At 70.7% G+C, this 11,970-nt stretch carries 9 protein-coding genes; 4 read left to right on the top strand and 5 right to left on the bottom strand.

What is annotated here, in order from left to right; genetic code table 11:
• Positions 1 to 149: 149 nt before the first annotated feature.
• From purL to TTY48_RS12560, 4 genes are all read right to left on the bottom strand, one after another.
• Positions 150 to 2,417: a phosphoribosylformylglycinamidine synthase subunit PurL gene (purL, locus tag TTY48_RS12575; protein ID WP_220657815.1), complete on the bottom strand. Its 2,268-nt coding sequence runs from the start codon at positions 2,415 to 2,417 to the stop codon at positions 150 to 152.
• 9 nt (positions 2,418 to 2,426) lie between these two features.
• Positions 2,427 to 4,307: an adenylyl-sulfate kinase gene (gene cysC, locus TTY48_RS12570; protein WP_220657814.1), complete on the bottom strand. Its 1,881-nt coding sequence runs from the start codon at positions 4,305 to 4,307 to the stop codon at positions 2,427 to 2,429.
• Positions 4,307 to 5,236, bottom strand: coding sequence for a sulfate adenylyltransferase subunit CysD (cysD, locus tag TTY48_RS12565; RefSeq protein WP_220657813.1), 930 nt, complete (start codon positions 5,234 to 5,236; stop codon positions 4,307 to 4,309). Before cysD ends, cysC begins: the two co-directional genes overlap by 1 nt.
• An 80-nt stretch (positions 5,237 to 5,316) precedes the next feature.
• Entirely contained in the window at positions 5,317 to 6,708 is a 1,392-nt protein-coding gene (locus TTY48_RS12560; RefSeq protein ID WP_220657812.1) for a cation:dicarboxylate symporter family transporter, read from the bottom strand.
• Between the two features lie 111 nt (positions 6,709 to 6,819).
• Here TTY48_RS12560 and TTY48_RS12555 point away from each other — a divergent pair, with 111 nt between their 5' ends.
• Complete coding sequence (locus TTY48_RS12555) at positions 6,820 to 8,391, top strand: sensor histidine kinase (RefSeq protein ID WP_255585656.1); 1,572 nt, start codon at positions 6,820 to 6,822, stop codon at positions 8,389 to 8,391.
• Positions 8,388 to 9,074: a response regulator gene (locus TTY48_RS12550; protein WP_220657811.1), complete on the top strand. Its 687-nt coding sequence runs from the start codon at positions 8,388 to 8,390 to the stop codon at positions 9,072 to 9,074. The genes TTY48_RS12555 and TTY48_RS12550 overlap by 4 nt, the downstream gene beginning before the upstream one ends.
• Here the strand turns inward: TTY48_RS12550 and TTY48_RS12545 are convergent.
• Entirely contained in the window at positions 9,059 to 9,943 is an 885-nt protein-coding gene (locus TTY48_RS12545) for an IclR family transcriptional regulator (protein WP_220657810.1), read from the bottom strand. The genes TTY48_RS12550 and TTY48_RS12545 overlap by 16 nt on opposite strands.
• Before the next feature lie 88 nt (positions 9,944 to 10,031).
• Here TTY48_RS12545 and TTY48_RS12540 point away from each other — a divergent pair, with 88 nt between their 5' ends.
• Positions 10,032 to 11,189: a hypothetical protein gene (locus TTY48_RS12540; protein ID WP_220657809.1), complete on the top strand. Its 1,158-nt coding sequence runs from the start codon at positions 10,032 to 10,034 to the stop codon at positions 11,187 to 11,189.
• Positions 11,189 to 11,965: an SDR family oxidoreductase gene (locus tag TTY48_RS12535; protein ID WP_220657808.1), complete on the top strand. Its 777-nt coding sequence runs from the start codon at positions 11,189 to 11,191 to the stop codon at positions 11,963 to 11,965. Before TTY48_RS12540 ends, TTY48_RS12535 begins: the two co-directional genes overlap by 1 nt.
• The last annotated feature ends 5 nt before the right edge of the window (positions 11,966 to 11,970 follow it).

Raw genomic sequence — 11,970 nt, 5'->3', positions numbered from 1 at the left:
CACTGAAGTCCCGGACGATGCCGTCTTCGATCTCCCGCAAATGTCACCCCTCTCGATCACCGTCCGCACACCTCAGTGGGCGAAATTGTGACCGTCGTCACATCAGTTCTCCGACGGTAGCACCGACGTGCGACGGCACCCCGTCGCGATCAGGAGAACAGCGCGGGCAGCGTGCCCTCGTGGGTGGCGCGCAGCTCGGCGAGCGGCACGGAGAACCGGCCCTGCACCTCGACGGCGTCGCTCCCCTGATCCACCACGCCGATCCGCGCCGCGGGCAGACCGCGGGCGGAGCACATCGCGGCGAACCGGGTCTCCTCGGTGCGCGGCACGGCCACCAGAACGCGGCCCGCCGACTCCGAGAACAGCTGCACGAACGCGTCCGAACCCTCGGGCAGGATCAACCGGCAGCCGGTCTCCCCCGCGAGCGCGCCCTCGACGACCGCCTGCCACAGGCCGCCCTCGGAGAGGTCGTGCGCGGCGGAGACGAGGCCGTCGCGCGAGGCGGCGGTGAGCACATCGGCCAGCAGCTTCTCGCGCTGCAGGTCCACCTTCGGCGGCACGCCGCCGAGGTGGTCGTGCTCGACCTGCGCCCAGATGGAGCCGTCGAACTCGTCGTGGGTGTCGCCCAGCAGATACAGCGTCTCGCCGGGTTCGGTGCCCAGGCCCGTGGGGATGCGACGGCGCACATCGTCGATCACGCCGAGCACGCCCACCACGGGGGTCGGCAGGATCGCGGTGGAGCCGGTCTGGTTGTAGAAGCTCACGTTGCCGCCGGTCACCGGGATGCCGAGTTCGACGCAGGCGTCGGCGATGCCGTGCACGGCCTGCTGGAACTGCCACATCACACCCGGGTCCTCGGGCGAGCCGAAGTTGAGGCAGTCGGTGACGGCCTTCGGGGTGGCACCGGTGACGGCCACGTTGCGGTAGGCCTCGGCGAGCGCGAGCTGTCCGCCGGTGTACGGATCGAGGTAGGTGTACCGGCCCGAGGCATCGGTCGAGAGCGCGATGCCCCGCTGCGTCGACTCGTCGATGCGCAGCACGCCGCCGTCCGCGTTCTCGGCGAGCACGGTGTTGCCGCGCACGTAGCGGTCGTACTGCTCGGTGATGAACTTGCGCGAGCACAGCGCCGGCGAGGCCAGCATCTTCAGGGCGGTGGCGCGCAGCTCGTCGTCGGACGCCGGGCGGCGCAGGCCCGCCGTGGTGTCGGCGATGAGCGCGTCCATGAACGCGGGCCGCTGCACGGGGCGCTCGTAGACGGGGCCGTCGTGGGCGATGGTGCGAGCCGGGGCGTCGACCACGGTCTCGCCGTTCCAGGTGATCACCAGGTGCGGGCCGTCGGTGACCTCGCCGATCACGGTGGCCAGCACGTCCCACTTGGCGCACACGGCCATGAACTCGTCGACGTTCTCCGGCGTCACCACGGCGCACATGCGCTCCTGCGACTCCGAGGAGAGCACCTCGGCCGGGGTCATGCCGGTGGCGCGGGTGGGCACCTTCTCCAGGTCGATGTGCATGCCACCCGAGCCGGCCGCGGCCAGCTCGGAGGTGGCGCAGCTCAGGCCGGCACCGCCGAGGTCCTGGATGCCCACCACCAGCTTCTCGCGGTACAGATCGAGACAGCACTCGATGAGCACCTTCTCGGTGAACGGATCGCCCACCTGCACGGCGGGAAGCTTCTTGGGCTTGCTGCCCTCCTCGAAGGTCTCCGAGGCGAGCACGGAGACGCCGCCGATGCCGTCGAGGCCGGTGCGGGCGCCGAACAGGATGATCTTGTTGCCCTGGCCCGAGGCGAAGGCCAGGTGCAGGTCCTCGGTGCGCAGCACGCCGGCACAGAGAGCGTTGACCAGCGGATTGCCCGCGTAGGACGCGTCGAAGACGGTCTCGCCGCCCACGTTGGGCAGGCCGAGCGAGTTGCCGTAGCCGCCCACGCCGCGCACCACACCGTCGAGCACGCGGCGGGTGTCGGGGGCATCGGCCGGGCCGAACCGCAGCTGGTCCATCACGGCGATCGGGCGCGCGCCCATGGCCATGATGTCGCGGACGATGCCGCCCACGCCGGTGGCGGCGCCCTGGTAGGGCTCCACGTACGACGGGTGGTTGTGCGACTCCACCTTGAAGGTGACGGCCCAGCCGTCGCCCACGTCCACCACGCCGGCGTTCTCGCCGATGCCCGCGAGCATGGTGGAGCGCATCTCGTCGGTGGTGGTCTCGCCGAAGTAGCGCAGATGCACCTTGGAGCTCTTGTAGGAGCAGTGCTCGGACCACATCACCGAGTACATGGCGAGCTCGGCATCGGTGGGGCGGCGGCCCAGGATCTCGCGGATCCGCTGGTACTCGTCGTCCTTGAGGCCGAGCTCCCGGTAGGGCTGGTCGACGTCGGGCGTGGAGGCGGCTTCAGAGACCGTGTCTACGTGCACCCACCCAGTTTAGAGGCCGCCCGCGGCGGCGTTGACCGCGAGCCACCGCGCCACCACGAGCCGTGCCTGCGCGGCGGGTTCGCCGTCCGAGGGACGGAGCACCAGTTCGGGCTCCACCGGCGCCTCGTAGGGTGCGCTGACGCCGGTGAAATCGGGCACCTCACCCGCCCGCGCCCGGGCGTACATGCCCTTGGGGTCGCGCCGTTCGCACTGCTCGATGGGGGTGTCCACGTACACCTCGCAGAAGGGCAGTCCCGCGGCCTCGTGCTCGCGCCGGATCCGCTCGCGGTCGGCGCGGTAGGGGCTGATCAGGGCCGCGACCGCCACCGTCCCGGCATCGGCGAGGAGCTGCGCCACGGCGCCCACCCGGCGCACGTTCTCCGCCCGGTCCGCGGCGCTGAAGCCGAGATCCGAGTTGAGGCCGTGGCGCAGGTTGTCGCCGTCCAACCGGTAGGCCGGGATGCCGCGGGCCACCAGGAGGCGTTCGACCTCCGCCGCGACCGTGGACTTGCCCGACGCCGAGAGCCCGGTGAGCCACAGCGTGCCGCCGCGGGTGGCACGCTCGGAGCGGTCGAGGGCGGCGCCGTGCCACACCACGGCGGAGTTCTTCAGGGTGGGCCCCGAGATCATGCCCGCCGCGACCGTCTCGTTGGTCTGCGGGTGCACGAGCACGAAGCTACCGGTCGTGCGGTTGCGCCGGTACGGATCGAACAGGATGGGACGCCGTGCGGCCAATTGCACCCGTCCGATGTCATTGAGCTGCAGATTCGTCGCAGATCTGTCGCGATGGAGCGTGGTGGTGTCCAGCCGGTAGTCCACCTCCTCGACGCGTACCAGTTCCGACGAGTTGGCGTGCAGCATCCGGTATTCGGCGCCCTGCGCCAGCTCGGCGGTGTCCGAGAACCAGCACACCATGGTGTCGAGGTCGGCGGCGGACTGCGGCCGGTTCACCGGGCGGCAGAGCATGTCGCCGCGGCCGATGTCGAGCTGGTCCGCCAGGCGCACACACACCGCCTCCCCGGCCGTGAGCTCCGTCGCCGGAGTGCCGCCGGGCCGGTACAGCTCGGTCACGGTCGTCGAGAAGCCGGACGGTAGGGCCACCACCTCGTCGCCCACGGCGAACGATCCGGAGGCGACGGTGCCGGCCACGCCGCGGAAGTCGTGCAGCGCCCGCGGATCGGTCCCGGGAGCGGCGGCGCCCTGCGGCCGGATCACGTACTGGATCGGCAGCCGGGCGTCGATGAGGTTCCGGTCGCTCACCACGTGCACGTTCTCCAGGTGGTAGAGCAGCGAGGGACCGTCGTACCAGGGCATGTTCGGCGAGCGTTCGGTGATGTTGTCGCCGAGCAGCGCGGAAACGGGGATCGACTCCACATCGTGCACCTCGAGCTTGGCGGCGAATTCGGTGAACTCGGTGCGGATCTGATCGAACCGCTCCTGCGCGAAGCCGACCAGGTCCATCTTGTTGATGCACAGCACCACGTGCTGCACACCGAGCAGCGAGGTGAGGAAGGTGTGCCGGCGCGACTGCGCGGTGAGCCCGTGCCGCGCGTCCACGAGGATCAGCGCCACATCGGCGGTCGATGCCCCGGTCACCATGTTCCGGGTGTACTGCTCGTGCCCCGGGGTATCGGCGACGATGAACTTCCGTGCGGGCGTGGCGAAGTATCGGTGCGCCACGTCGATGGTGATGCCCTGCTCCCGCTCGGCCCGCAGCCCGTCGGTGAGCAGCGCGAGGTCGACGCCCGCCTCGCCGCGCGCCCGGGTGGTCGCGGCGACCGCCGCGAGCTGGTCCTCGAAGACCGCCTTCGATTCGTAGAGCAGCCGTCCGATCAGGGTCGACTTGCCGTCGTCCACGCTGCCGGCGGTCGCGATCCGCACCATCTCCATCAGAAGTAGCCCTCCTTCTTGCGGTCTTCCATCCCGGCCTCGGAGATCCGGTCGTCGGCGCGGGTGGCGCCGCGCTCGGTGATCCGGGTCGCGGCCACCTCGGCGACCACGGCCTCGGCGTCGGTGGCGTCGGATTCGACTGCGCCCGTGCAGGTCGCATCGCCGACGGTGCGGAAGCGCACCGTCCGGACCGCGGGCGTCTCGCCCGGCTCGGGCTGCACCAGCGGGCCCACCGACAGCAGCATGCCGTCGCGTTCGATCACTTCGCGCTCGTGCGCGTAGTACAGCGCCGGCAGGTCCACCCGCTCAGCGGCGATGTACTGCCAGATGTCGAGCTCGGTCCAGTTGGACAGGGGGAAGACGCGGATGTGCTCGCCGCGTGCGTGCAGGCCGTTGAAGATGTTCCACAGTTCGGGGCGCTGCGCGCGGGGGTCCCACTGCCCGAACCGATCCCGGAAGCTGAAGATGCGCTCCTTGGCGCGGGCCTTGTCCTCGTCCCGGCGGGCGCCGCCGAAGGCCGCGTCGAAGCGGTGCTCGGCGATGCTGCGCAGCAGCGTGGCGGTCTGCAGCCGGTTGCGGGTGGCGCCCGGTCCGGTCTGCTCGACCACGGCGCCGGAGTCGATGTCGTCCTGCACGCTGCCGATCTCGAGGCGCACGCCCATCCGGGCGGCGAGATCGTCGCGGAAGGCCAGCACCTCGTCGAAGTTGTGGCCGGTGTCGATGTGCAGCACCGGGAACGGGATCGCGGCGGGCCAGAAGGCCTTGGCCGCGAGGTGCAGCATGACCACCGAATCCTTACCGCCCGAGAACAGCAGCACGGGACGCTCGAAGGAGGCGGCGACCTCTCGGAAGATGTACACCGCCTCCGCTTCGAGCTCGGCCAGATGGGCCGGCACCGTCGTGGGGGCCGGGGCGACGGGAGCGCTCATCACTCTCTCCAATGGTTCATATTTGGACCGCATCGGTCCATTTCTGATACCTGGAGATTAGAACGCGTTCTCGTCGCCTGTCAACGGGCCTGCGCCACCTCCGCGCCGCCGCCCGACGGTGCGCCCTCGGCCGCGGGCAGATCGTGGTCGTCGACCATGGTCTCCTCGTCGAAGGGCGCGCGGCCGTCCAGCACCTCCACCGTGCGATCACGGTCGATGGTCTTGGTCCAGGTGCCGATCAGCAGCGTCGCGATGGCGTTGCCGGAGAAGTTGGTGAGCGCGCGGGCCTCGGACATGAACCGGTCGATGCCCACGATCACCGGCACACCGTCGAGCAGGTCGGGGCGGTGGGTCTGCAGGCCACCGGCCAGCGTGGCCAGCCCGGCGCCGGTGACGCCCGCGGCGCCCTTCGAAGCGATCATCATGAACAGCAGCAGCGAGAACTGCTGCCCGATCGAGAACGGGGCGCCCATGGCGTCGGCGATGAACAGCGAGGCCATGGTCAGGTAGATCGCGGTGCCGTCGAGGTTGAAGGAGTAGCCGGTGGGCACCACGATCCCCACCGTCGACTTCTCGACGCCGGCGTGCTCCATCTTGGCGATCAGGCGCGGCAGCGCGGACTCGCTGGAGCTAGTGGCCACGATCAGCAGGTACTCCCGTGCCAGGTAGCGGGCGAGCTTGAACACGGACAGGTTCGCCACGAAGCGCAGCAGCAGGCCCAGGATCACGAAGACGAACACCAGGCAGGTGGCGTAGAAGGCCACCATCAGCCAGGCGAGCTGCTTGACCGCCTCGAATCCGGTGGCACCCACCACCGCCGCGATGGCCCCGAAGGCGCCGACCGGCGCCAGCCACAGGATCATCACCAGCACCCGGAAGACCAGCTTCTGCACCATCGCGACGCCGCGCAGGATCGGCTCACCGGCGCCACCCATGGCCTGCAGGGCGAAGCCCACGAGCAAGGCGACCAGCAGGGCCTGCAGCACGCTGCCCGAGGTCAGCGAGGAGAACAGGGTGTCCGGGACGATGCCGCGGATGAAGTCCCAGGTGCCGCCCGCCTCGTGCGCCTGATCGGCGTACTTGGCGCCGCCGCCCGCCTCGGCGGGCAGGTTCAGACCGGTGCCGGGCTTGAGCAGGTTGCCGACGACGAGGCCGATGCCGAGCGCGAAGGTCGACATCACCACGAAGTAGGCCATCGCCAGCCCGCCGATCTTGCCGACCGATGCCGCCGCGCGCACCGAGCCGATGCCCAGCACGATGGTGCAGAAGATCACCGGCGCGATCATCATCTTGATCAGGTCGACGAAGATGTCGCCGAGCGGCTTGAGCCCCTTGCCGAATTCGGGGAACAGCATGCCGACCGCCACACCGGCGATCACCGCGACGATCACGGCCAGGTACAGGTAGTGCGTCTTGTCCTTCTTGCGGCGCACCGGCCCGCCGGAAGTATCGTTGTCCGTTGCTGCCGTCATGGCGATCTCCTTCGTCGTGCTTGACGAGTTCTGATCGTGCGGCACACTGTGACTTGGAACACTCTTGTGTTCATTGTGTGCACGAAACCGGTGCATCGATCGGGACGGGTGGTGACGGCGCGCGTGGACTCACGACGGTCGCCGTCGCTCGCCACCCAGGTGTTCCTGGCGCAGGTCGCGCTGCTGATCACGGTGGCCGTTCTGGTGACGGCGCTGGTGGTGTGGGACGACCGCGGCGAGCGCGACCGGGCGGCGGAGCAGCAGACCACGGCGGTGGCGGTCTCGGTCGCCACGTCACCCGATACGGCCCGCGCGATCGCCTCCCCCGACCCGACGGCCGCGCTGCAGGACCGCACCTCGGCGCTGGCCCGCCGGCTGGGCGTGGACTTCATCGTGGTGATGGCGCCCGATCGCACCCGCTACACCCACGCCGATCCGTCCCGGATCGGGGAACCCTTCTCGGGCAACATCGACCGGGCGCTCGCCGGGGAGACCTTCACCGAGACCTACACCGGCACGCTGGGACCGTCGATCCGCGCCGTGACCCCCGTCTACGACGGGACCGGACGGCTCGTCGGGCTGGTCTCGGCGGGCGTCACGCGGGCCCGGCTCAGCGATCAGCTCGCCGCCACCCTGCCGGGCGTACTGCTGGTGTCCGCGCTCGCCCTGGCCGTCGCGATCGCCGCCTCCTGGTTGATCGAGCGTCGTGTGCGGCGGCAGACCCTCGGGCTGGCACCGGCCGATCTGCGGGAGCTGTACGAGCACCACGACGCGGTGCTGCACACCCTCACCGAGGGCGTGATCGTCTTCGACGACACCGCCCCCGGCGGCCCCGCCGCCGTGGTCAACGACGAGGCCCGCCGCCTGCTGGACCTGCCCGACGGGGCCGTGCGCACCACCGACCTCCCCGAATCCCTGCGCGGCGACACCGATCTCACGGACGAGCTGCACGTGACCGCCGACCGGGTGCTGCTGGTGAACCGTCGGCCGGTCTCGGGACCGACGGGGCGGGTCGGCGTGGTGACCACCGTGCGCGACCGCACCGAGCTGCAGGACGTACTGGGCGAACTCGATTCGGTGCGGTCCTTCGCCGATGCGCTCAGTGCGCAGGCGCACGAGAACGCCAACCGGCTGCACGCCGTGGTCACGATGATCGAACTGGGCCGCGGCGATGCGGCCGTGGAGGTGGCCACGGCCGATCTGGCCGCCTCGCAGGGGCTGGTCGACCGGCTCGCCACCGCGGCCGAACCGGCGGTCACCGCCCTCTTGGTGGGCAAGACCGCCGAGGCGGCGGCAGCGGGTGTGGAACTGACGGTGGCGGAGGGCTCCGAGCTCAACAGCGGCCCGGTGGACGCCTCCGAGATGCTCACACTGCTGGGCAATCTCATCGACAACGCGATCGACGCCGCGGGTCCCGACGGCTGGGTCGAGGTATCGAGCGGTGCGACGGGCCCGGAGTGGACGCTGGCGGTGGCGGACAGCGGACCGGGGATGGATCCGGGCGAGTTCGAACGCGCTCGGGCACGGGGCTACTCCACCAAGGATGCGACGGGGCGGGTGCAGGGCCGCGGGCTCGGCCTCGCCCTGGTCGACCGCCTGGTCGGAAGGTACGGCGGGACCATCACCGCCGCTGTGCATCCCGCGACCATCGAGGTACGACTGCCGATCGAGGGGGCACGATGACACTACGGGTACTGATCGTCGAGGACGAGCTGCGGATCGCCCAGGCACACGCGGAGTACGTCTCGCGGATCGAGGGATTCGCGGTGGTGGGCTCGGCCGCCACGGCCACCGACGGGCTGCGTGCCGCCGCTCGCGCCGCGGCTGCGGGAAACCCGGTCGACCTGGTCTTGGCCGATGTCGGGCTGCCCGACCGGAGCGGTCTCGACATGGCGCGGGAACTGGCCACGATGTCCCCGCGCCCGGACGTCATCATGGTCACCTCCGCACGCGATATCGAGACGGTGCGCGCGGCCGTGGCCCGCGGCGCGATGCTGTACCTGATCAAGCCCTTCACGTTCGCGGCCTTCGCCGCGAAGCTGGAGCGCTACCGCGAGTTCCGCCGCACCCTCGGCGCGGGCGATGCGGACCAGCGCGATGTCGATGCAGCACTGGCCGCGCTGCGCGACCCGGCCCCGTCACCGTCGACCCCGAAGGGCATGGCGCCGTCCACCCTGGCCCTGATCACCGCCGCGGTGCGCGACGCCGGTCAGCCGATCGGGGCGGGCGAGGTGGCGAGCCGGACCGGCATCTCCCGCGTCACCGCGTGGCGCTACCTGGAGCGGCTCGCCGACGACCGGGTGGTCGAGCGCGTCACCGATTACGGCGGACGCGGGCGGCCCGAGGTGCGCTACCGCTGGCTCTGATCGCCGCCGATCCGGGCCGAGATCCGGTCCGCCGCGGCCACCAGGGCTGCGGCCCGTTCGGCGATGCCGGCCTCGTCGAGATCGGCGCTGACGTACAGGCTGGCCACCATCGCCTGCGCACCCTCGCCGTCGTAGACGGGGGCCGAGATCACGCTCACGGTGTGCGCGCCCGCCTCGTTCTCGCCGCGCAGGTACACCCGGTCGCCGATCCCCGCCACCACCTCGCCGAGCACGGCGCGCAACTCGGCGGGAATGTCGCCGGGCACGCCGGCCATCAGCCGGTACAGCTGCTGCCCGGCGGGGGTGAGCAGCTCCACCAGGTAGCCGTCGGCGCGGCAGGCCTCGATCACGCGGGGCAGCCGGTCGCCGTCGGTTCGGGCCACATCGCGGGACAGCCACTCCTCGAGCCGCCCGGTGCGGTCCCAGAGCACGTACATCAGTCCGATGGGCGGGGTGAACGGGTAGCTGTCGCCCACCCGGACCATCGCCGGGCGATCGGGGTCGACGGCCACGTCCAGCACCGTGACCCGGTCGCCGACCACCCCCGACAGCGAGACCGGATGGCCGAATCGCGACCACAGCCCGGCCAGGATGTCGCCGCCCGCGGGGTCGGCGCGCAGGGACTTGCGGGCGGCCCTCCCGAGCGGGATCAGCGCCGGCCCCAGGCGGTAGCTCTTGTCCCGCTCGTCGCGAATCAGGTAGCCCGAATCCACCAGGGTGGTAACGATTCCCAGGCACGTGGGCTTGCTGAGGCCGACGCGGCGGGACAGTTCGGACAGGCCGAACCGCTCGGTCTCGTGCCGTGCCAGGAATTCCAGCACGGCCACCACCCGCTCGGCCGGCGGCGAGGTCCTGCCGGTTTCCGTCATTGCTTGACACCCTTCGCTCCGTGGGCCTACGGTTTTGGAACAAGTTCTACCACATTGGTCCATATTTGAACCACTTCCCGAGGTGTGAATGTACTCCCAGCCGCTCACCGAGGCGATCTCCGAGGCCGAGGGCCTCGTGGCCGCCGCCCCGCACATCGAGACCGAGGCCGACCTCCTGGAGGGGATGCAGTACCTCGCCCAGGGCATCGCGGCCTGCGTGCACGGCGCCTTCCACTTCGACAAGGACCATCCGTTCCTGCTCAGCGGCACGGGGCCGTTCACCAAGATGGGGCTCGACAACCCCGACACCCTGTACTTCGGCGCCCGGGTGGACGGCGCCCATGAGTACGTGGTCACCGGCCGCCGCGGCAGCACCTGCGATGTGAGCTTCCAGGTGCTCGGCGGGGGCGAGTACACCGACGACAACGTGCCCGCCAGCGCGGTGGCCTTCGACGACCGCGAGCTCACCGTGGACGCCGGCGGCCGGTTCGAGGTGCGCTTCGGTCCGGGCGAGCCCGGCCCGGACTACTACCGGCTACCACCGGGTAAGGCGCAGTTGGTGATCCGCGAGGTGTACGACGACTGGTCGGCGCAGCGCGGCAGCTTCGCCATCGCGCGGGTGGACACCGCCGGCACCGCCCCGGCGCCCCTCACGGACGAACTGATCCGCAAGCGGTACGCCGCGGCCGGCAAGCAGCTGGTGAACCGCGTGAAGACCTGGCTGCAGTTCCCCAAGTGGTTCTACGATCCGCTGCCGGTGAACACGCTGACCGCACCGCGGCTCACGCCCGGCGGCCTGGCCACCCAGTTCAGCTCGGTGGGCCACTACGACCTGGCCGACGATCAGGCCCTGATCATCACCGTGCCGCGCGGCGACGCACCGTATCTCGGCTTCCAGCTGGGCAGCCTGTGGTACATCTCGCTCGACTACATCAACCACCAGACCTCACTCAACGGCAGTCAGGCCCAGGTGGATCCGGACGGAAACATCCGGATCGTGGTCTCGGAGAACGATCCCGGCGTCGCCAACTGGATCGAGACGCTGGGCCACCGCCGCGGCTACCTCCAGTTCCGTTGGCAGCGCACCTGCGCCCCGATCACAGACGGTCCCACCGCGCAGGTGGTTCCGCTGGACGAGGTCGCCGGGCACCTGCCCTTCCACGCGCGGAACGCGATCGACGGGGCCGGGTGGCGCGCGCGGATCGCGGAGCGGCAGCGGCTCATCGGCGAGCGGATGGTGGGCTGATGTCCGGGCTGGGACTACAGGACGCCGTGGTCGTGATCGCCGGCGCCGGACCGGCGCTCGGCACCACGCTGGGCCGCCGGTTCGCCGCCGAGGGCGCCACCGTGGTGCTCGCCGCCCGCACGGCCGAACGGCTGGAGGCCACCGCCGCGCAGATCGACGGCGCCGTCGCGATCACCGCCGACATCACCGACGAGGCCTCCCTCGCCGCCCTCGCCGCGCAGGTGCAGGAGCGGTTCGGACGCACCGACGCCCTGATCAACAACGCCTTCACCTATCCCGCGATGCAGCGCCTGGTGAAGACCGATCCGGCGCACATCCTGGAGAGCGTGAACCTGATGGCGCTGGGCGCCCTGCGCACCGTGCTCGCCTTCCGCGAGGCGCTGGCCGCGTCGAAGGGCGCGGTGGTGAACGTGAACTCCATGGTGATCCGCCACTCCGACCTGCGCTACGGCGGCTACAAGGCCGGCAAGACGGCGCAGCTGGCCCTGGCCCAGTCGCTGGCCACCGAGCTGGGCCCGCAGGGCATCCGGATCAATTCCGTGGTGCCCGGCTGGATCTGGGGCGACACCCTGCGCGCCTACTTCGACTACCGCGCCGCACAGGACGGCGGCCCCACCCTCGATGACCAGTACGCCGAGGCCGCCGCCGGCTCCGACCTGAAACGACTGCCCACCGAGGACGAGGTGGCCTCGGCCGTGCTCTTCCTCGCCTCACCCGCCGCCTCCGGCATCACCGGCCAGACGCTCGACGTCAACTGCGGCGAATACCACGTCTGAAGGAG

The sequence above is a fragment of the Tsukamurella sp. TY48 genome (assembly GCF_019656655.1).
Lineage (GTDB): Bacteria > Actinomycetota > Actinomycetes > Mycobacteriales > Mycobacteriaceae > Tsukamurella > Tsukamurella strandjordii.
Note: the sequence above shows the minus strand (reverse complement) of the source record. Positions and strands in the feature narration are given on the sequence as shown.